Origin of the sequence: Seleniivibrio woodruffii (assembly GCF_029267515.1) — a bacterium.
GTDB classification, from domain to species: Bacteria; Chrysiogenota; Deferribacteres; order Deferribacterales; family Geovibrionaceae; genus Seleniivibrio; species Seleniivibrio woodruffii_A.
Genome location: NZ_JAJUIS010000006.1, coordinates 131,717 through 151,855 on the forward strand (window position 1 = coordinate 131,717; position 20,139 = coordinate 151,855).

A 20,139-nucleotide genomic window follows, 5' to 3' on the forward strand; every position below is an offset into this window, starting at 1 on the left:
TGTATACTAGATTCAGATATTAACCAAATTTTTCCGGAGATGAAAGTGAAAAAAGAGGAACTGCAGAATTTTGACGGAAAAGAGGGACGAAAGAGCTACGTATCAAATGAAGGAAAAATCTATGATGTGACAGAGAGCAAGCTCTGGAAGAACGGAAAACACGCCGGAAAGCACTTCGCGGGAATGGATCTGACAGAAGCGCTTAAATCGGCACCGCACGGGGTTGATGTTCTGGAAAGATTCGCACATGTAGAGGATGTCGAAAGCATACGCGAAACGAAGGAAATGCCCGCACAGGAAAAAACGATAAAAGACACTGTAAGGGGTCTTTACAGGATATTCCACCCGCACCCGATGTTTATCCATTTTCCGATGGGACTTATAAATTTCGCTGTTATTATGCAGCTTATCTATTATTTTACTGGATACCCATCGTTTTCGACCGCCGGTTTTTATGCTCTGGCAACGGCGGCTGTGTTTCTTGTGCCCACGATTGTTTCAGGTTTCGTGAGTTGGTGGGTTAACTATAACCTTACGCGCAATAAAATTTTTATTACGAAGATAACCTTCTCATTTCTGCTTCTTTTCATGTGTGCGGCAGAGGTTCTTACGGTATTTAAAGGCTATGACGACAGTCTGTTTTATAATGTTATGATATTTCTTAACGTCCCTGTTCTGGGCGTTATAGGTTTTAACGGCGGAAAACTCAGCTGGGGTTAAAAAAGTTGTTGAAAAAGTTTTTGTGAGTATGTATTATCTCACTTCCAACAGGCACGTAGCTCAGTGGGAGAGCATCGCCTTGACGTGGCGAGGGTCGCTGGTTCAATCCCTGCCGTGCCTATAAAATGAAAGGGCTCAGGAGAAATCCTGAGCCCTTTTTTTATCTACATCCTTTCGGGAGCCTTTATTCCAAGAAGGTCGAGTACAGCCTCTATCACCCGCAGGTAAGCCTTTACGAGTGCCAGCATAGCCTTTTTCCTTTCAGTATCTGTTTCTCTTATGATATTTGTTTTTGCGTACATCGAGGAGAAAGACGCGGCAATGTTGTATCCGTATTCGCACAGCACCATGGGTTCCCTGTTGCGGAACGACATTTCGCAAGCCTCCGGAAACGCCTGAAGCGCCAGCATAAGGTTGAACTCCTCCGTCGACGCGGGTTCTTTCAGGTCTGTGGCGGTAATATCGTCAGCACCAGCCTTTGCTAGTATGGATTTTGCACGGACAGCGGAATAGAGCAGATAGGGTCCTGTTTTTCCTTCAAATTCAAGAAATCTGTCCAGTTCGAATATGTAATCGCGGGCGCAGGTGTTGCTGAGGTCGCCGAATTTCAGAGCTGCGATTCCCACACACTCCGCAACGTATCGTTTTTCATCATCGCTGAGCGAAGCGCCGTAGCCTCCGTCAACAAGTTTGGAAAACGCTTTTTCCGTAACGGTGGTTATCAGTTCTTTCAGCTTCAGAGTGCCGCCCTCACGTGTTTTAAAGGGCTTGCCGTCCGTGCCGTTCATGGTACCGAACGGGATATGCCGGAGCACAACATCGTCCCTTACCAGCTTGGTTTTCCTTACGCAGCGGAATACCTGTTCAAAGTGGAGGGACTGTCTTTTATCAACAACGTACAGTATTATTGACGGGTCGTAATCTTTCACGCGCTCATATATCGTCGCTATGTCTGTCGCGTGGTAAAGCGCCGCGCCGTCACTTTTTCTGAGGATAACCGGGGGGACGTTGTGGTTGTCGGTTTCTTCCGCAACCTCAACTATAAGCGCGCCGTCGCTCTCTTTGGCATAACCCTCTTTTATGAATCTGTCGATGAGCATGTCGAGGTACTGGTGTGCGTCGCTTTCGCCAAGCCAGAGGTCAAAATTAACCAGCAGGCGTGAGTAGTCCGATTTCAGATCGGCAACGGAAACGTTGACAACGTGCCGCCACAGTGCTCTGTATCCTTTTCGTCCGGCGTGCAGTTCCGTTGTGGCTTTGCGGCAGGCGTTGAGATAATCTTCGTCCTCTTTGGATTTTTTGCTGGCAGTGGGGTAGAGCGTCTCAAGATCTTCGATGTTGACGGGTGCTTCCGCTGGGAAGGTGTCAGCACTTTCATCGAAATACGCCCATTCAGGATGTCTGAGCGACAGCTCATGGATTATCATACCCATCTGCAATCCCCAGTCTCCGAGGTGCACGTCGCCCACGACGTCGTGTCCGCGAAATTTCGCAACGCGGCGGAGACATTCGCCTATGATCGCCGCGCGCAGGTGTCCGACGTGGAGCGGTTTTGCCACGTTCGCGCCGCCGTAGTCCACGATTATCATCTCTTTTTTGCCATCGGTGCAGGCGAGGTTTGCGGAATCAAGCATCTCTTTAAGGCTGTCCGCAAGAAAAGTGCCCGTAACTTTCATATTTATATATCCGGGACCGTCAATTCTGATGTTTTCGAAAAGAGGGTTGCCTTCAAGTTTGTTTACAATCTCCTGTGCAATCTCTCTGGGCGGTTTTTTGAACTGCTTTGCGGCGGGCAGTGCGCCCACGGATGAGAAATCGCCGAGTTCCGGCAGTTTGCAGTTGATAACTTCTGAGAAATTTCCTTCATAGCCGCACTCAGAGAAAGCGGCACCGATTATCTGATTGATTTTTTTACGGAGCATTATTTAACCTTATATTGATTTTGAGAGACAAACTATAGGCTATTAAGCCGCCTAATTCAAGGTATTTCAAACGCCTTCCTGTTCAGAGTTGTTTTTCCTGTTTAGAGACCTGTAAGATTGAATTCATGAACCTGTTCGCTTCGTGGGGTTGCGGAATTCACACGGAACTTTCGTCTGACAAAGTCCGCATCCGCTCCCCGTTTTTTCTATCCCGCCGACCTCTGCCGCAAATTTTTTCGATTCTTCGCCGTAAACAAAAGTTAAACATTTCATTTTGTCGTGTCCGTTTTTATCAATGGCGTTAACAGGGCATCTTTTTATGCAGACTCCGCAAAGCCCTTTCGACATAAACAGACAGTTTGCGGTATGACTCTGCTCTTTTCTGATGTCCGCCTCCAGAACCATATCCGTCACAATAGAGATTATCCTTATGCAGGTTCCTTTTTCTGTTATGAATCCGTCGCTCAGTCCGAAAGTTCCCGCTCCTGCGGCATATGCCATGTGGCGTTCCGACCAGTTAGATGTCAGCGTGTTTGTCCGTATAACCCTGAATTTGTCGGAAAGCCATGGTGCAACGGCTCCATAACCCATGCCATGGATATGCCCGACTATCTCACTGAGTCTGTTCTTGTAAAACATCTCATCGCCATGACCTCTGTTCAATGCCCATTCCTTAGAAGCAGTGTCTTTGCAGGTTCTGTTGCTTGTGCGTATATCTTCCTCTATCGGGGAGATGGTAACTATAACGGAACCGCTTTTAAAGGTATTTGCACCGTATGTAAGCTCGAACACCTCCTTAGGCACCATATGTTCAGGTGAAACAACATCTTTAAAAGTGTCGAATATAGGATCCGATGCATCCGCGATGAATATGTCAGGCTCATCGTAATATCTTTTTCCTGTGGACGGATGGACGTTTTCAGAGTGGTTGTAAATATGATCTTTGATATGCTGAATAAGTTGTTCTTTCATCTTACCCTCTATATAGTGTATATACACGTTTATTGTAAAAAATTAATCAGTCAGTGATTCGATTTCAGAAAGCAGGGAAGTGAATTCTTTCAGAGTGTCAGTTCCAAGGTTGTCTTCCAGATATTTCTGTGCCTGCTCCCAGAGCGGAACTGCCTTTTCAAGAGCTTTCTCTCCGGTTGGTGTCAGGGCGAGGCTTCTGCTTCTGGTTCCTTTTTCAGAAGCGTCAATGATGTATCCTTCATTCTCCAGTGCTTTCAATCCACGGACAAGGGTTGTTCTGTCCAAACGCATCTTTTCCGCCAGCCTGCTCACGTTCACGGGGGACATGGCATTAATATGATTAAGCATCGAAAACTGACCGATCTTGAGTCCGCTTTCCGAAAGATATCTGTCGTATATTTCGGTTACTGATTGTGCTGCTCTGCGTATGTTTACGCAGTTGCATACAGAGCTTTCTTTTTTCATAATAGTGTATATACACTATATTTTCTCTGATGCAACCCTTTTCTTGTGTTTCGTTGTGTTTGATAATATAATCCACTCTCATTTATATCTGGTGGTGCAATATTGCAGTACAGAAGAGACGTTGACGGACTGAGGGCGGTTGCCGTTCTTCCGGTTATTCTTTACCACGCGGGGATTTCCGCGTTTTCCGGCGGCTACGTCGGTGTGGATATCTTTTTCGTGATATCCGGCTATCTGATAACGGGGATAATATCCGCTGAAATATCTGAAGGAACCTTCACCGTATCAAACTTTTATGTGCGGCGCATCAAAAGAATCTTTCCCGCTCTGTATTTCATGATGCTTGTCACAATAATCCTGTCGGGCTTTCTGCTTCTGCCTGAGCATTTCAGGAATTTCGGAAAGAGCGTTGCCGCGACGGTATTTTTCAGTTCTAACTTCTTTTTCTGGAAGCAGAGCGGCTATTTTGACGCTGCCGCAGAGACAAAACCCCTGCTTCATACGTGGTCACTGGGTGTAGAGGAACAGTTTTACATAATTTTCCCTCTGTTTCTGCTCTGGCTGTATAAAAACCGTAAAAATACCAAACTTGCAGTGGTTGTGGTTTTTGCCGTATCTCTGGCTCTCAGCATATTTCTGACATACAGGAAACCGGAGATGTCGTTTTATCTTCTGCCCACCCGCGCGTGGGAACTGATGCTCGGCGCGATGCTCTCCCTCGGTTTGTTCAAACGCGTTGAGAACAGATACGCCTCCGATGCTCTTTCTCTGCTGGGTGCCGCCATGATAGCCGCTTCCGTAGCTCTTTTTAACACCGCAACGCCTTTTCCAGGCTATAATGCGCTTCTGCCTTGTGCAGGTGCCGCTATGGTGATATACGCAGGTGAAAAAAGCGTTTTCGGTCGCATCCTCTCTTTTCGTCCTCTCGTTTTTACAGGTCTGCTGTCTTATGCCCTTTACCTGTGGCACTGGTCTTTCATTGCTTTCCGTAATTATTATAAAAATATAGCTGGCGATGCCTTTTTTATGAGTAACTGGTTTATAATAGCCGTCACTTTCCTTTTCGCCTTAATCTCATATTATTTTGTGGAACATCCCGTACGCAGAAAGAAATTTCCCGTACCATCCCGGCTTTTTAAGATATCGGCAGCTGTCATGCTTCTTTTCACAGTTATCGGTACCGTGATATACAAAACGGACGGTATGCCTTTCAGGATGCCGGAATCCGTGAACGTTGTGACTGACGTTAAAGAGAGCAGATACAGAAGCACAGACTGCTACTACCGTGACCCCATGAAAGCGGATATAGATAACCTCTGCCGCATGGGGGACAAAAAGAACAAGCCGACGTTCATTGTGTGGGGCGATTCCCATGCGCTTTCACTTACGGACGGTATGGATAAATATGCACATGAAAACGGAGTTACAGGTGTTTTTGCCGGAAAATCCGCATGTCCGCCGCTGCGTCTTGTACGGATACTCATTAACGACGTTCCCACTAACTGCCGCCAGTTCAACGATATAATTTTCAAAGACGTTGCCGCCGACAAGGAGATGAAGAACGTGTTTCTGGTGGGCAGATGGGAGGTTTACTCCGGCAAACCCACTCTGGGCAACGATGCGGGGTCGGAAATGACCCTCGACGACGGGATAACCAAAAACGTAATTGAGCATGACAATCTGAAGGTATTCGAAGAGAGCCTTGTGCGCACCATCGGTTCCCTTGAGCGTGCGGGAAAGAACGTATATTTCGTTATGGACGTGCCGGAGGTACCCTATGACGTACCTTCCGAGATGGGCAAGATAGAATACTTTAAGCACGTTTTTCCGGTGCTGACATCTTTCGTAACGTCTGCTCTGCCTTACAGCCACTATCAGGAGCGCAACGAGCTCGTGTTCAAGGTTCTTGAGAAGGTTAAAAGCAAGACCAATGTTAAGGTAGTGGATATTCAGGATATTCTCTGCAAAGACGGTGAATGTAAGTTGACCGAGGGCGGAAAATCACTTTATGCCGACGACGACCACCTGTCTGTGTTCGGTTCGGAGTATGTGATAGGGCAGACCGGCACATTTCTTGACGAAATACTGAAAAAATAAAGCCGCAGTTTTTTAACTGCGGCTCTGATTTACTTGTCCTTTTTATGTCCCTTGCCGTTTCCTTTTTCTTGTTGTTCGTTTTTGTCGCGGCTATGTTCTTTTTTCATCTGTCCCTGCGGTACTTTTTTATATTTCCACGGTTTACCGTTCCATTTTCCTGCTTTGTAGTTCTGTTTCCAGTGAGGGTTTACCTTGGAGTAAAACTCAGGAGCCTTATTGTACGGCTGCCATCCGCCGTTGCTGTTTTCCGATTTAAACCATTTGCCCTGCCAGCTTCGCCACCACATACCGTTCCAAAAGAAGATATCTTCGCTGGAATCCGCAACGAAATAAACGTCCGGAGTGTCGGGGATCAGTACAACGGATGCGTTGTCAGATATACTGACATCAGGTATTCCGTTCAGGTTGATATTGATGTTGACGTCTGCTTCCGCGATTGCAGCAGTTGATACGCAGGCTGCAAAAACCATAGATGCAATTATCTTTTTCATATTTCCTCCGCTGAGTGATGCGGGGATTTTAACATTGCTGTCAAAGAAAAGAAGTGCAATTTACCCTTGATACAGTTTTACCGTCGAAAACAACACTTTCTGGGATGTTTTTTATGAAATTCTGCCGCAGGCTGTAGGTATAGGCTCCCTGATCCGGCACCACCAGCAGATCGCCGACGGATATTCCATTGCCGTGATATGCAAAACCCCATACGTCGTGGGGGGTGCAGAGGGAACCCAGAACCATCATCGGGTGCTCTGTTTCGGACATCTGAGAGATGTTCACCACCGGAAAATAGTCCATTTCGTATCTTTCCCAGCCGAGCATATTGGTTGCTCCGTCTGTTATGGCGATGTCCGGCTGTTTGATGTCTTCTACAGTTAGAAGCATATGAATGGCGCTGTGGGCGACGAAACGCCCCGGTTCCGCGAATATGCGGCATTTAATGTGAGGGAAAATATGTTTTTCCGCTGCTGCTGCCAGTGCACAGGCGTAGGTTTCTATGTCTGTCGAAGGCAGGTACCTGTGATCCAGCGGGTCGCAGGGGTGGTTCAAAAGCTGTTTGTTCAGCTTCATCTCCTCTGCTGTGTCAGCCAGCATCCATTCCCCTTCACCAACCCAGTAACCCCCGCCGAGGTCTATGAACTCTATCTGCTTTTTATGCTGTTCGGGCAGGTTTTTTATGGTTTCGCCGAGTTTCCGTATCAGCTCAACGTGGTTTTCCGGATTAAGGTTCCAGCTTGAATGGAACTGTAACCCGCAGAAACGCACACAGGTGTTTTCCGTCATGTTTATAAATTCTTCAAGCTCGTGGTGCCCTATGCCGAATTTGCGCCACAGAGGGTTATTTTCCGTGGTCAGGCGCACGCCGATATTTATGCGTTTTCCGATGGACAGCAGCTTTTTAAGCTCGGTGAAGCTGTCGCAGAGGATAATTGTTCTTTCTGCATGGTTTACGGCAAGTTCAAGTTCCGCCATGGTCTTTGCAGGACCGCTGAAAACAATCTTTTTTGCGTCGCAGTTAAGCGCTGTCTGGAGTTCTGCACCGCTTGAGACATCTATCCCGAAGTTGTTCCCCGCAAGAGTAGAGATTACCTGCGGGTGATTACAGCTTTTCATTGCAAAATATGGTGTGAAATCGCTGAAAACAGCCGTAAATGCGTTACTGAACCGTTCTGCGCGTTCAAGCAGCGCCGGAATATCCAGAAAATAGAGCGGAGAACCGAATTTTCCCCGTGTTTCCATGAATAGATCAGCTTTTGAGTGGGTTTTGCGGACGCATTTGATAATCAGTTCAGAGGGCAGGGCGGGTGTCCGCTTTTTCAGAAGTTTTCGCACCGCCTCGTCATGTTCGTATGTATACATCAGGCGTATTCCACCGATATCTTAGCCCTTATTTCGTCTATCTGTTTCCGTATATCCGTTCCTTCGTCCGGTCGGAAAACGACGTGACCCAGCAGACGGGAGAAGTAATTTTCAGGCGGAAGAATGATTCGGTGTCCCTCTTCGCGTTCGATATTTACGGAAATTATTCTGTGGTCGTGCATTACGGACGCTTTTCTGAGTGTTCCGGCTCTTTCGGCGATGATGCGCACGGAAACAGCGGGCAGCCAGAAATCAGGGATACATATCTCCCCTGTGACAGCGTAGTCCAGAGCCGCACGGAAGATATCAAACCCTGCGGACGCCATAACAGTGTCGGGCAGGCTGTCTCCGCCGAATCTTGGGGTCATTTCTATCAGATATACCCGATCGTCCTGTATTATGAAGTCGGTCATTGCCACCATGCTTTCAAACCCCAGAGCTTTTGCTCCTTTGACGAGTATTTCTTTCAGCTTATCAGTATTAACCGGTTTAGAAGGCGGTACAATATATGCTGACGCAGTGCCGAATGAAAGCTCGTCCCTGCGAACCTTTTCGGCTATGCGGATTATTTCGGCTTTACCTTCGTGCATAACCCAGTCGCAACTGAATTCATCTCCATCTATGAACTGTTCCAGCGTACAGCCGCAAATGGGATACATGCGCTGATTGGGGTGAGTTGCTATCCTGTCAATGATGTATAAGTATTTTTCAGCGGTCTGCTCAGGGTTGTCAACGCGGAAAACAAGTTCGCTCCCGCTGCCTGTTGCAGGCTTGATAACACATGGGTAGATGGCTTTCTGAGCGGTTTTTTCAAGGTCTTCCGGTGAAAACAGCCTGACGGTTGCGGGGCAGGGTACTCCGTTTTTCTGCCAGAGCAGGTGAGAACCAGCCTTTGAACGGGCGTTTTCTATGGCGGACAAAGTGGAAAAATGCAGGTTCAGCCTCTCTGCCGCCTTTGCAGCAAGTGGCAGCGCTTCGCAGTCGAAGCAGGTTATTCCGTTTATGCTTATTTCATGCGCTTTCGCATGAGCAAGTATCGCCTCAATTGCGCCTTCGTGGTTGGAGAGATCAAAAAGGCACTCATCTTTTTTCGGCGGTTTGAATCCTGTCCATTCAGCGCTCTGGCTTTTATCTGTCAGAAAAAGGGTTTCACCGCCGTATTTGGTGTAGATTATCTCGTTGTAATCGGGCGTTGAGCCGACCACCAGAACGCGGGTGTTAAGCATGGCATACCTCAAAAACGGATTCATCAGTGTTTGATATTTTATAAAGAGGGCGCGGTTCAAGGTGAAACATGGATTTCCATGAGAAATTGCCGCAGAGAAAGTCTGCGTGGTCGAATTTCATTGTGCAGGTGTATTCCAGATGCAGAGTGTTAATAAACTTCGCAATACCCGGAAATTTTGCATTTGTCCCGCCTGCAAGCAGAGTGTATGCGTTGTTGAAGATGCTTCCGGCATCAATAGCTGCATATTCTCCATCAACAAGAACCGATGTCATGCGGAGCATGTTGTTTACGTGTAGGTATTTAATGAGGTTTCTGAAACCGTTGGCAAACCTTTCGTCTGAAAAATATGAATCGCCGCCGAATCTGTCAGTGTTCATCTTTATAAGCACTTCAAAATCCTCTGTCCTGTCATAAACAACTTCAACGGAGTTTTCATAAACTGAGGCTTCTTTTTTCATCTTTTTGGCGTTTCTGCCGGAAAAAGAGGCGTAATACCCTTCCATGCTGTATCCGTATGCTGAAGGTGTGAACAGATATCCTGTTTCGTCCTCCGTGTCGGTGCCAAGCTGTGCGTCGGGCACAAGGTAGCGTATGTGGTATTTCAGCCCTGTGTGCTTAACTGCGCAGGTTATCATTGCGTTGAGAGTTTCCTGAGAGTCCGCAAAGAGGCGGTTCTGTTCAAGCCATGTTTTGCCGTGCCATGATTCGCCCGGGAAGAAGCCAAGTGTTCCCGTTTCGGGAATTTCGCACAAAGGCAGAAAACCTTTTATTCCGTCCTTTGTTTCCGCCGTAATAAAGCATAGCCTGCGGCTGAAAGTCCTGTGAAAGGATTCTCTCACGTCCCAAAGGTCAAATACCACCCTGCGCGGAATGAACATTTCCCACAGTCTGCGGCAGGCGGCAGTATCTGTATGGATTTTGCAGGTGAGCATCTAATACCTGAGATTCACGTTAACGTTGCAGCGGTCGCCGCCGAAGAATTTCATAGCGAAACTTTCAACAAGAGCAGGGTCGTATGGTTTGCAGCTGAAAACATCCAGATATACTGTGTTTGTGAGGTTGGCGAAATGCGCCGAAATAAGGGAGGTTTCAATAAGCTGGGTCATGGAAAATCCGGCGACTTTTTCGTCTTCGCCGAAGTGAACAACAACAGTTTCACCGAAGCGCTTCATTTCGATAAGGTCGCAAAGCTCCTTAACGAAAGTTTTGATAGCTTCAGCATCCCTGATTGTGTCCGGATTACAGTTGTAAATGTCGAAGCTGGAGGCGATTCCCCAGACTTTTTCCTGTTTAGCTTTTTCCGTTAAAGCAGTCCATCGGGAAGGCTCTGCGGAAATAGTAGTTTGCTCTGCCATGAATAGGCTCCCTGACCCGATGCAGACAGCTTTTTTGTTTGTCTGCGGTATCATATATGAATTTTGACTGTTATTATTCTGAATGGTTCTGTTAGTCAATAAAAAAAATAGGAAAAATCCAAAAAAGTTAAAATATGTTCTTGTTACATGTAAAAATATAATATGAATGTATTATTCATGATGTAATTAAACTTCTAAGTAACTGGTTTATAGTGTGAAATATAAAAATGGTTTTTGCGGCTGTTTCTACCATAGAGGGCAAATTTCATAGCTGTTATATTGACTGAACGTGTTTTTATAATAAAAACTTTTTTAAATCAGGGTAAAAAGGAACTATTTTACCTTTTTTGTATATTTTTTTGGCTGTCAGACATGTTTTTCACGGCGAAACTGAACATATCCGTGAACCTGTATGCCTCTTCAGGATATATGCAGGTTCCTGAAGAAAATTCCGTGTCAATGTCAGAATACTCACTTTTCATTTCAGAGGATATTTCATTCAGAATGTTTGAGGCAAGCTCTGTAAGAATCTGTTTGCTTTCAATATTTTTCACTATGATTCCAATGGAATTGCCGCATGTATAGCCGACGAAACAGTTTTTATTTTCAAAACCGACGGCAGCATCCGCTGCACTGCCCAGTATACGGTCGGTAATCTCAATTCCCTGCTGCTGCATGATATTCTGCCAGTTTGAAAGCTCTATTAGAATTAATCCACAGGATGTGCCGCTTTTGGAAGCGTTTTCTACCGTTTCTCTCAGATTGTCAAAGAAAGACATTTTTCCGGGAAGTTCCGTTCCTATATCGAATCCTTCTCCGATAGTTTTTACATTTTTCATAAGTTTTATTTTAGCGTATTGCTCGGAGATGAGCCACGCCGGAAGTGCAGACAGGAGAATTACAAGCACAGTGAGCAGTGCCGAATCAAATGCCCTGTTTTTTCTGAAAGAGTGTAGTGTTTGCGGGTCAACCCGCTGTATGACATAAATTACGATATCGTTGTTTTTTGTTTTCAGAGAGCTGTCCACGTTATTGATAATGTGTATTGTTTTGAAGGTGAAAAGACCGTTCGCAGTCTCTGTCTGTCCGTCCTGTGTTTTGGTTATTTCCTGCCATTCGTGCGAAAATTCGTCCGGAAAGCGCATACTCTTTCTTTCGTCAAGCATGAACCCCCATTCGTTTTCACCGCTGCCGAGAAGCCAGTAGCCATCGCCGTTTAGAATAACGGGTTTTCCATGAGAGATCTTTGATGCTTTGGTTATCCTTTCAAACAGCCTGTCCAGTGAAAAATTGGCAGCGAATATCCCTTTTTCCATGCCTTTTCCGTTAAAAAGGTTAACGCAGAATCTTATTGTAGGTTTAAGCGGAACATCTATTACGCCGTTTTCAACGTTAAGATCTATCGGAGAGGTGTATAGCACCCCCTGACGTGTGTTTATCGTTTCTTTGAAGAAGTATCTGTCAAACTTTGTCTGGAGATAGAAGTCTGTGACGGAATAAGGTTTTTCAAATTGTCTGTTGACCCGCAGTTTTTCTTTTCCGGTTTCGTCGATATATCGGAGTTTGTAAAAATCGTTCTTAACGGAGGCAAAGCGGATAAGCTCGTCTGCAAAATCGTCCTTTGCTCCGTTGTCTCCGCCGTTGAGATATTCGATAAGATTTTTGTTTTCCGCAAGATGAAGAGTGTCTTCAGATGCCTGTCTGAACGTTCGCCTTATTTCCGTTGCATGTCCTGCGGTGACGGCTTCTTCCTGTTTCTTTATTTCCGCAATTGTGTCTTTATTTTTGTAAGTAATTGCGAAGGATACACAAATTGAAGATATGACGGCGACTGCGATGAATATTAAGAAAGTAATTCTGATTGAACAGGTGTTTATATTGTTTAGCGCAGTTTCATATTGTTTATGCCGCATAAGCTGAATATGCAAATGTTAAAATAAAAAATCAAGGTATTATTTTCTCTTATGAAGCCGCAGATGGGTTCCCGCTTCGGCAGCGACAATGGCAAGTACGATGAGCGCAGCGCCTGCATATTGCTTGAACATAAGAACTTCGCCGCCTATGAAAAAACTGAAAAAAGCGGAGGATATCGGCTCCATAGTGAACATGATAGCCGCTTTTGTGGGTGTGGTATGCTTCTGCATCGCCATCTGAACAAAAAAGCAGAAGACTGTGGCTATGATGGCATTGAAAATGAGCGAATACATAACGAAGGGATGTGTCAGCTCGCTGAAATCCGGGCTTTCAAATGCGGCGGCATATAGCAGAGACATTACGGCGACGACACCCACCTCAACGGTTGTAAGAAGCATCGCGTCATATTTTCTGGAATATTTATCGGTCATTATTATCTGCACGGCTATGAAAAACGAGTTTATCAGAGCAAAAAGCTGACCGGTTGAAAGGCTTATGCTGTCTGTAAGGGTTATCATCAACATTCCTGCCGTGGAAAGCACCACGCCGACCCATGAAAAAATATGCGGATGCTTTTTAAGGAATATTGCCGAGAGAACAGGCACGAAAAGGACATATGTCCCTGTCAGGAAACCGACCTCAGTTGCCTTTGCGTATTTAAGGGCCAGTGTCTGGAAGGTGAATACCAGAAACAGGGTAAAGCCAATCTTGATGCCGTCTTTCAAAAGGGCATATGAGAACAGTTCGCGGCGGAAATAGCAGAATACGAGCATTATCGCGAGCGCGATTGAAAATCTTATCCCGACGAATGTAATGGGTTCGAAAAGTTCAACCGACTGCTTGATGATAATGAACGTGCTGCCCCATATCAACGATATGAACAGCAGAGAGCCGTCCGCAAAATATTCTCTGAATTTGTTCTGCATTGCCAATCCTTAATAAGGTAATCACTGAGGACTGGACTTTACACCTCCGTCAGTTATTATTCAACCTGAATTTTTTTACTGCCTGACCAAGGCTTTCCGCAAGTCCGTTGAGTATGTCCGCCTGTGACGAGTTGGATGCAGCTATTTCCGCGTTCATCTTTGAAAAAGACGCTATGGTTGCTGAGTTTTCGGATATTTCACGGCTGGATCTGTTCTGCTGTTCCATTGCGGCTGAGATGGACTGTATGCTGTCGGAGACACTGATGACTCCGTTAATTATTTCTTCCAGAGCCTGTTTCAGACCGGAGATAAGTTCCTCGCCGCGTTTGGCAAGTCTCGCCCCTTTCTCGAAATCGTTCACCGATGTTTCCACCTGTCTGCGGATATTTTCAGTCATGCCGGATATCTCTTCCGTTGCGCTTCTTGTGCGTTCCGCCAGCTTCCTCACCTCGTCCGCAACAACTGCGAAACCTCTGCCGTGCTCACCTGCTCTGGCTGCCTCAATTGCGGCGTTAAGGGCAAGAAGGTTGGTCTGGTCTGCTATGTCGGTTATCACCTGTAAAATCTCCGTTATGTGGGCGGAGGAACTTCCGAGACTGTCCATGTTATCCGAAGTGCTTACCACAGTCGCCGTGAGAGTGCTTATGCCTGAAACCGTTTCTTCAAGCGTCTTCTGCCCGTCGGCTGCGCTGGTTCGTATCTGCATAACCTCTGTGCTTACCCGTTCTATGTTGTTGGAAATGTTTTCGAACGATACAAGTATTTCCCGTACTGCGCGTTCAACCTTTGCAGTACGATCCGACTGTGACTTTATCGCGTCGCTGAGCTGGCTGCTGGAACTCAGCAGATCATTGGAGTGTTTGCTCACGTCGTTTGCCGCCGTGCTCACCTCTTTCAAAGTGGCGCTGAAATTATCCGCCATGTGGTTGACGTGTTCGCCCATTTCGCCCACTTCGTCCCTGCGGTTAATGTCGTATCTGGCTGTCAGATCTCCGGAAGAGAGTCTCTCAAGGAAACTGCCCAACCTGTTGATAGGGTTGATTATGTTGCTTTTGAAAAGAATGTTCATGAATACCGCAGCGGCTATTATGACTATTACGGCTATTATGGTGAACCGCAGGACAATTCCGCCTATGATTCCTCCCACAAGCTCCGAAGCGGGTGCGCCGCCGGCGAGAATACAGTTGAGCGGTTCTATGTAAGCATAGCTCACCAGCTTGCGCTGACCCTTCCAGTTATATGTCAGAGAACCCTGTCTGTTCTTCAGCATCTCCTTAACAAAACTCTCCTTTGAAAGGTCTTTACCCTTCATAGCCTTGTCCGGGTGCATCAGAACCTTGCCCTTCGTGTCTATCACAAAATAGTATCCAGTTTTTCCTATCTTCTGTGTCTGAACCATGTTTTCAAAGGACTTCTTTGCATAATTGTCAATGTATATGGAACCGGATGAAGCCTCTTTTTCAGGCAGGGAAGCGCAGAGCAGCCATTGGTATTTGTCGCTGAAACTGCATCTTGTGTACAGTGTCTCACCCATGCGCGATTTAAGAAGAGTTATATCATTTTTGCCTTTGAGCTGTCCAAGAAGTGATTCCTCGTTCTCTATCTTCATGTTCGGCATGACAAGCATAAAGCTGTCAGTGTCCAGAGCGAAAGCAAAACCCGATTTGCCGATGCGCTTTTTGTCTATGATGTCCATTATACGGAACTTCACCGACTCAAAATCCTCTCCGGCTATGGTGTAAGCTCCTGAAATCCTTTCGGCAGTGTCGTTTATCGAGGCGAGTTCATTTTCGAGTATCATGTTGACGTCGCCCTTGTTTGACTGCGCAAGTTTTGCGGAAAGTTCGTCAAACCCTTTAAGACGTTCTTTCAGCGAGTTTGCCTGAAAGGCAAGCAATGTCTCTATCTGCCTGAAAAGATGGTTTTCAATGGTGCTTATCACCGAATAACCCGTTATTATAATGCTGAAAAGGATGCAGATTGAGAACAGGATGAGGGTTTTTGTCTTTATCCTCATGTTTTTGACGTTAAAAGTCATATTTTCACCGCCGCAAATTTTTGAACAATAATAATTAAATGTCTGTTTTACGGGATTTTATGATGTGAGCTTAATTCAGTCAATCAATAGATTGTGAATTTATGTAATATTAATAATAGTTTGCAAAAATATGACGAAGTTCTGACATAAAAAAGGCGGTCAGGAAGACCGCCCAAAGGGGTAGTATATGGGAAATGGGATTAACCAAATCGTCCTGTGATGTAGTCCTCTGTCTTTTTGACAGTGGGGTTTGTGAAGATGGTGCTGGTGTCGCCAACCTCAATAAGCTCACCCATGTAAAAGAATGCAGTATAGTCGGAAACTCTCGCCGCCTGCTGCATGTTGTGGGTGACGATTATGACAGTGAGCCTTTCTTTAAGCTCGTATATCAGCTCTTCTATCTTCTGGGTTGCTATGGGGTCAAGAGCCGATGCCGGTTCGTCCATAAGGAGAACTTCCGGTTCCATAGCAAGAGCGCGGGCTATGCAGAGACGCTGCTGCTGACCGCCGGAAAGAGCTGTTGCCTGAGATTTAAGCCTGTCTTTTACCTCTTCCCAGAGACCTGCTTTTTTGAGAGAGTCCTCCACAAGGTCATCCATCTCGCTTCCTTTGGAAACAAGACCGTGTATTCTGGGAGCGTATGCAATGTTTTCATATATAGTTTTAGGGAATGGATTGGGCTTCTGGAAAACCATACCCACACGTCTGCGCAGTTCCACAACATCGAGTTTAGAGTCATGAATTTCCTGATCGTCCAGATAGATTCCGCCTTCAACCCTTATACCTTTAATAAGGTCGTTCATCCTGTTGAAGCATCTGAGGTAGGTAGACTTTCCGCAGCCGGAGGGACCTATCAGCGCCGTTACTTTCCTTTCGGGGAAGGTAAGGTTTATATCCTTTAATGCTTTGAAATTTCCGTAATAGAAGTTCAGGTTGTCGGACTTCATTTTAATGTTGTTTTCCATTATCTTTCAACTCCTGATGCTGTGTGGATGTATATTACCATTTGCGTTCGTATTTATTTCTTAAAATAACCGCCACTGCGTTGAGCAGCAGCAGAACGGACAGGAGCACTATGATGCCCAGTGCCGTTCTTTCCGTATAGGCGCGCAGAGAATCGCCTGACCATGTGTATATCTGTGCGGGAAGCACAGTTGCCGCCTGTGTGACGCCTGACGGAGCTGTAGGGATATAAGCAAGCATACCCACAATGAGCAGGGGAGCGGTTTCACCGATGGCGTGCGCCATACTGATAATAGTACCTGTCATGATTCCCGGCAAGCTCAAAGGCAGAATGTGGTGCCAAACCACCTGCCATGGTGATGCACCGACGCCCTGTGCCGCCTGACGTATAGTATCCGGCACAGAGGACAGAGCCGCCCTTGTGCTGATTATTATAACAGGGAGGGACATAAGCGAAAGGGTCAGACCGCCTGCCAGCGCGGAAGAGCGGGGCACTCCGAAAAGGTTTATGAATATCGCCAGACCCAGAAGACCGAAAATAATTGAAGGAATGGCGGCAAGGTTGTTTATGTTTACCTCTATTATGCGGGTGAACCAGTTGTCCGGAGCGAACTCTTCCAGATAGATAGCCGTCATAACGCCTATCGGCACGGAGAACATCATTGTAAGGATAAGAACGTATACAGTACCTATAACAGCGGAAAGGAGACCAGCCATTTCAGGCAGTTTTGAATCGCCGTTTGTAAAGAACCATTTGTTGAATACCAGCTTGACCTTACCCTCTTTTTTGAGGTTGTCCACGAAGGCTGTTTCCTCTTCGGAGAGCTTGTTGGGTTTTCCTTTCATATACTGGTCAACCTCAGCCTCCGCAAGAACCCACTGTGTCTGGGTAGTATTCATCAGCTTAGGGTTTTCTTCCACTTGCTGGGGTATCAGACGCAGGAAACCCCGGCTTACCAGTTCTCCCATCTCTTCTGAAACCGCAAGCTGCGGTATCTCTACAGTATCAGCGTCATAAGTCAATTCAGTCTGGATGACCGTCTGCTCGAAGGCTGTGTAGCCTGTGCGGATGATATCTGTAAGAAAAAATACCAGAAATGATGCCGCCAGCACTATTGCCGACACCGACAGCACTCTGAAAGTTATTTCGCCTCTGTATCTTCTTTTTATACGTTTAAGTCGTCTTGTTTCTTTGTCCATCTTATTTCCCGGTTATACGTATTGTTTGCGGAACTTTCTGATAACTATGCTGGAAACCACGTTGAGAACCAGTGTGATAAGCAGCAGCACAAAACCCAGACCGAAAGCCGAAAGCGTTTCAAGGCTATCGAACGACTGGTCGCCTGTAAGTGCATCGACAATCCTTACCGTTACGGTTGTCATACCGTCCAGAGGGTTCCACGAGAGTTTGGGCTGAAGACCTGCCGCCATAACGACGATCATGGTTTCGCCTATTGCGCGGGACAGTGCGAGCAACACGGCAGACACTATACCGGGCATTGCCGCGGGAAGAAGCACATGCTTCATTGTTTCAGAACGGGTCATGCCGAGAGCCAGTGAGCCTTCGCGCATGTTCTGAGGAATTGCGTTTATAACGTCGTCAGAGAGCGATGATACAAACGGGATAATCATGATGCCCATAACGATGCCGGGGCTGAGTGCGTTTGTATAATCAGCCTGAAAACCGATGCTCTCCGCGAGTTTGACCACCAGAGGGCTTACCGTTATCGCCGCGAAGAAGCCGTATACAACTGTTGGGATACCGGCAAGTATTTCAAGGATTGGCTTTACCCATCCGCGGATTCTGTTTGATGCGTATTCACTCATGAAAATGGCGGAGAAGAGTCCGACGGGCACAGCCACAAGAAGGGCTATAAGGGTTATCATAAATGTGCCTGCAAATATCGGCACAGAACCGAATTTTGCCTGTGCTGCGTTTGACGCGTCTCTTCCTGCGCCTTCAAGGAAGGCTGTGTCGGGATCCCATTCCGTACCTGTTATGAAGCTGAAAAAGTTGACATGCGAAAAGAACTTCATGGATTCAAACAGGATTGAGAACACAATTCCCACTGTTGTTAATATTGAAACAAGGGAAGCTGTTATGAGCATCACCTTGATTGTCTTCTCAATGAAATTCCTTGCTTTGAGACCTTTGGTTATCTTTTTCTGGGCATACCAGAGACCAAACGCCGCAATGAGCAGGATTGTTGTAATGTGCATTGTGAAAGGGACTTGAAATATTTTGGATGAACCGAGTATTGTGAAGATGAAGGAAACGGCAAGAGAGGGCACAGCCATCCATATTACACTGTACCAGCCGTAGTGTCCGGGTCTGGAGTGAAATCTTTCTCCGGATTCAAGCTCGCCGGTTCTTGCTTTTTTACGTCCTATGTAGAATGCGGCATAGCAGAGGGGCAGAACACCGATGAGAAAGTATAAAAGAACTTTGAGCATCTGAAACTCCAAACAGTTTTTAAAAGGGGTCTGCCGTCCATTGACGGCAGACCGTGTATTTACAAAGAACCGTGATTATTTGAGGTCGTCGAGTTTAAGGGGAACTCTTTTTGCCCATTTTGCTCTCTGAGAGTCTCTTTGAGCCTTGGGAAGCGGGATAAGACCGATTCTTTTCAGAAGACCTTTGTCGCCGATCATTTTCTCGCTGAGGAAGAGGTCAACGTATTCTGTGATTCCGGGTACTTTGCCGATGTGTTCCTGTTTTACATAGAAGTAAAGTGAACGGGAGATCGGGTATTTGCCGGAAGATATGTTAGCAGGTGTGGGTGCATAACCGTCGACAGTTGCGCCTTGTAGTTTGTCAGTGTTCTCTTCAAGGAAAGAGTAACCGAAGATACCCATTGCTTCGGGATCTTTTGCAAGTTTCTGTACGATAAGGTTGTCGTTTTCACCGGCGGGGATGTATGCTCCGTCCTGACGAATTTTTGTGTAGGCTTTTTTGCCGTACTCAGCCATTTTATCAGAAGTTTCACCCATTACCATTTCCTCAAATGCGTCTCTTGTACCGGAAGAGGTGGGGGGACCGTAGATTACGATCTTTTTGTTGGGCAGAGAAGCGTTAACGTCTCTCCATGTTTTGTAGGGGTTTGCAACAAGTTTGCCGTCAACGGGAACTTCTGCTGCAACAGCAAGAAAGAGGTCTTTCTTTGATACTGACATAGCGGGGTTCTTTTTGTTGAAAGCAATTGCGATACCGTCGAAACCTATCGTAACTTCAGAGATAAGTTTGTTGCCGACTTCCATGTTCTTGTTGAACTCGCTGTCTTTCATTCTTCTGGAAGAGTTTGTAATGTCGGGTGTGTTGAGGTCTGTGCCTGCGGAGAAAAGTTTGTGACCGCCGCCTGAACCTGTAGACTCGATGATGGGAGTCTGAAATTTGCTGGTTGCGCCGAACTCTTCAGCAACATAAGAAGAGAAGGGGTAAACCGTACTTGAACCAACGATTCTGATTTGCTCTCTGGCGTGAGCAGTAACGGTGAGACCTGCGAGTGCTATAAGAGAGAGCACAAGCGTGAACAGTTTTTTCATTTTATCCTCCTGTTATTTTGGATAATCACATTCTGCTGGGGTTAGATTTACTATGAAGATGTAAAATATTTGTTAAGCAGATGTCAGAGTATAATCAAAAGTGAGTCTGAGGATAAAAACAGGCAAAAAAAGACGTTAA

General features: G+C 46.2%; 17 protein-coding genes and 1 tRNA gene. 3 read left to right on the plus strand and 15 right to left on the minus strand.

The genetic code is table 11. The features are described from left to right. Window positions 1-45 precede the first annotated feature (45 nt). Window positions 46-720: a DUF2231 domain-containing protein gene (locus Q7P67_RS08305; protein ID WP_303851501.1), complete on the plus strand. Its 675-nt coding sequence runs from the start codon at window positions 46-48 to the stop codon at window positions 718-720. A 49-nt stretch (window positions 721-769) separates the two neighbouring features. Next, window positions 770-841, plus strand: a tRNA-Val gene (locus tag Q7P67_RS08310). Between the two features lie 43 nt (window positions 842-884). Here the strand turns inward: Q7P67_RS08310 and argS are convergent. The 3 genes from argS to Q7P67_RS08325 all read right to left on the minus strand — a co-directional run bounded on the left by argS (window position 885) and on the right by Q7P67_RS08325 (window position 4,079). Beyond that, window positions 885-2,642 (minus strand): arginine--tRNA ligase, encoded by a 1,758-nt coding sequence (gene argS, locus Q7P67_RS08315; protein ID WP_303851502.1) that lies wholly within the window; start codon window positions 2,640-2,642, stop codon window positions 885-887. A gap of 123 nt (window positions 2,643-2,765) precedes the next feature. Then, window positions 2,766-3,614: a hypothetical protein gene (locus Q7P67_RS08320; protein WP_303851503.1), complete on the minus strand. Its 849-nt coding sequence runs from the start codon at window positions 3,612-3,614 to the stop codon at window positions 2,766-2,768. 42 nt (window positions 3,615-3,656) lie between these two features. Next, on the minus strand, window positions 3,657-4,079 hold the full coding sequence (locus Q7P67_RS08325) for a MarR family winged helix-turn-helix transcriptional regulator (protein WP_303851504.1): 423 nt from the start codon (window positions 4,077-4,079) through the stop codon (window positions 3,657-3,659). A gap of 102 nt (window positions 4,080-4,181) precedes the next feature. Between Q7P67_RS08325 and Q7P67_RS08330 the strand changes: the two genes are divergently transcribed. Continuing rightward, on the plus strand, window positions 4,182-6,176 hold the full coding sequence (locus Q7P67_RS08330; RefSeq protein ID WP_303851505.1) for an acyltransferase family protein: 1,995 nt from the start codon (window positions 4,182-4,184) through the stop codon (window positions 6,174-6,176). A 29-nt stretch (window positions 6,177-6,205) separates the two neighbouring features. Here Q7P67_RS08330 and Q7P67_RS08335 read toward each other — a convergent pair whose 3' ends face one another. The 12 genes from Q7P67_RS08335 to Q7P67_RS08390 form a co-directional block, all read right to left on the minus strand. Next, complete coding sequence (locus Q7P67_RS08335) at window positions 6,206-6,667, minus strand: hypothetical protein (RefSeq protein WP_303851506.1); 462 nt, start codon at window positions 6,665-6,667, stop codon at window positions 6,206-6,208. 40 nt (window positions 6,668-6,707) lie between these two features. Continuing rightward, window positions 6,708-8,033 carry a hypothetical protein gene (locus Q7P67_RS08340; protein ID WP_303851507.1) on the minus strand — a complete coding sequence of 442 codons (1,326 nt, stop codon included), beginning with the start codon at window positions 8,031-8,033 and terminating at the stop codon, window positions 6,708-6,710. Next, window positions 8,033-9,283 carry an acetyl-CoA carboxylase biotin carboxylase subunit family protein gene (locus Q7P67_RS08345; RefSeq protein ID WP_303851508.1) on the minus strand — a complete coding sequence of 417 codons (1,251 nt, stop codon included), beginning with the start codon at window positions 9,281-9,283 and terminating at the stop codon, window positions 8,033-8,035. Before Q7P67_RS08345 ends, Q7P67_RS08340 begins: the two co-directional genes overlap by 1 nt. After that, on the minus strand, window positions 9,252-10,193 hold the full coding sequence (locus Q7P67_RS08350) for a GNAT family N-acetyltransferase (RefSeq protein ID WP_303851509.1): 942 nt from the start codon (window positions 10,191-10,193) through the stop codon (window positions 9,252-9,254). Before Q7P67_RS08350 ends, Q7P67_RS08345 begins: the two co-directional genes overlap by 32 nt. After that, window positions 10,194-10,616: an S-adenosylmethionine decarboxylase gene (gene speD, locus Q7P67_RS08355; protein WP_303851510.1), complete on the minus strand. Its 423-nt coding sequence runs from the start codon at window positions 10,614-10,616 to the stop codon at window positions 10,194-10,196. A gap of 338 nt (window positions 10,617-10,954) precedes the next feature. Further along, window positions 10,955-12,529 (minus strand): diguanylate cyclase domain-containing protein, encoded by a 1,575-nt coding sequence (locus Q7P67_RS08360; RefSeq protein ID WP_303851511.1) that lies wholly within the window; start codon window positions 12,527-12,529, stop codon window positions 10,955-10,957. A 39-nt stretch (window positions 12,530-12,568) separates the two neighbouring features. Then, window positions 12,569-13,456 (minus strand): DMT family transporter, encoded by an 888-nt coding sequence (locus tag Q7P67_RS08365; RefSeq protein WP_303851512.1) that lies wholly within the window; start codon window positions 13,454-13,456, stop codon window positions 12,569-12,571. A 49-nt stretch (window positions 13,457-13,505) separates the two neighbouring features. Beyond that, window positions 13,506-15,494 (minus strand): methyl-accepting chemotaxis protein, encoded by a 1,989-nt coding sequence (locus Q7P67_RS08370; RefSeq protein WP_303851513.1) that lies wholly within the window; start codon window positions 15,492-15,494, stop codon window positions 13,506-13,508. A gap of 200 nt (window positions 15,495-15,694) precedes the next feature. Then, entirely contained in the window at window positions 15,695-16,459 is a 765-nt protein-coding gene (gene pstB, locus Q7P67_RS08375) for a phosphate ABC transporter ATP-binding protein PstB (protein ID WP_303851514.1), read from the minus strand. A gap of 34 nt (window positions 16,460-16,493) precedes the next feature. Then, window positions 16,494-17,657, minus strand: coding sequence for a phosphate ABC transporter permease PstA (gene pstA, locus Q7P67_RS08380; protein WP_303851515.1), 1,164 nt, complete (start codon window positions 17,655-17,657; stop codon window positions 16,494-16,496). Between the two features lie 12 nt (window positions 17,658-17,669). Continuing rightward, a complete protein-coding gene (gene pstC / locus Q7P67_RS08385) occupies window positions 17,670-18,911 on the minus strand; it encodes a phosphate ABC transporter permease subunit PstC (protein ID WP_303851516.1) in 1,242 nt (413 codons plus the stop codon). Window positions 18,912-18,986: 75 nt separating this feature from the next. Then, window positions 18,987-20,000, minus strand: a complete 1,014-nt coding sequence (locus Q7P67_RS08390) for a PstS family phosphate ABC transporter substrate-binding protein (RefSeq protein ID WP_303851517.1) — start codon at window positions 19,998-20,000, stop codon at window positions 18,987-18,989. Between the last annotated feature and the right edge of the window lie 139 nt (window positions 20,001-20,139).

What these genes read in the sequence shown, in the direction of transcription:
- Q7P67_RS08320 (WP_303851503.1), bottom strand. Translation starts at nt 3,614, where the DNA reads ATGAAAGAACAACTTATTCAGCATATCAAAGATCATATTTACAACCAC.
- Q7P67_RS08390 (WP_303851517.1), bottom strand. Translation starts at nt 20,000, where the DNA reads ATGAAAAAACTGTTCACGCTTGTGCTCTCTCTTATAGCACTCGCAGGT.
- speD (WP_303851510.1), bottom strand. Translation starts at nt 10,616, where the DNA reads ATGGCAGAGCAAACTACTATTTCCGCAGAGCCTTCCCGATGGACTGCT.
- pstC (WP_303851516.1), bottom strand. Translation starts at nt 18,911, where the DNA reads ATGCTCAAAGTTCTTTTATACTTTCTCATCGGTGTTCTGCCCCTCTGC.
- Q7P67_RS08340 (WP_303851507.1), bottom strand. Translation starts at nt 8,033, where the DNA reads ATGTATACATACGAACATGACGAGGCGGTGCGAAAACTTCTGAAAAAG.
- Q7P67_RS08345 (WP_303851508.1), bottom strand. Translation starts at nt 9,283, where the DNA reads ATGAATCCGTTTTTGAGGTATGCCATGCTTAACACCCGCGTTCTGGTG.
- Q7P67_RS08370 (WP_303851513.1), bottom strand. Translation starts at nt 15,494, where the DNA reads ATGACTTTTAACGTCAAAAACATGAGGATAAAGACAAAAACCCTCATC.
- pstA (WP_303851515.1), bottom strand. Translation starts at nt 17,657, where the DNA reads ATGGACAAAGAAACAAGACGACTTAAACGTATAAAAAGAAGATACAGA.
- Q7P67_RS08350 (WP_303851509.1), bottom strand. Translation starts at nt 10,193, where the DNA reads ATGCTCACCTGCAAAATCCATACAGATACTGCCGCCTGCCGCAGACTG.
- pstB (WP_303851514.1), bottom strand. Translation starts at nt 16,459, where the DNA reads ATGGAAAACAACATTAAAATGAAGTCCGACAACCTGAACTTCTATTAC.
- Q7P67_RS08360 (WP_303851511.1), bottom strand. Translation starts at nt 12,529, where the DNA reads ATGCGGCATAAACAATATGAAACTGCGCTAAACAATATAAACACCTGT.
- Q7P67_RS08365 (WP_303851512.1), bottom strand. Translation starts at nt 13,456, where the DNA reads ATGCAGAACAAATTCAGAGAATATTTTGCGGACGGCTCTCTGCTGTTC.
- argS (WP_303851502.1), bottom strand. Translation starts at nt 2,642, where the DNA reads ATGCTCCGTAAAAAAATCAATCAGATAATCGGTGCCGCTTTCTCTGAG.
- Q7P67_RS08325 (WP_303851504.1), bottom strand. Translation starts at nt 4,079, where the DNA reads ATGAAAAAAGAAAGCTCTGTATGCAACTGCGTAAACATACGCAGAGCA.
- Q7P67_RS08335 (WP_303851506.1), bottom strand. Translation starts at nt 6,667, where the DNA reads ATGAAAAAGATAATTGCATCTATGGTTTTTGCAGCCTGCGTATCAACT.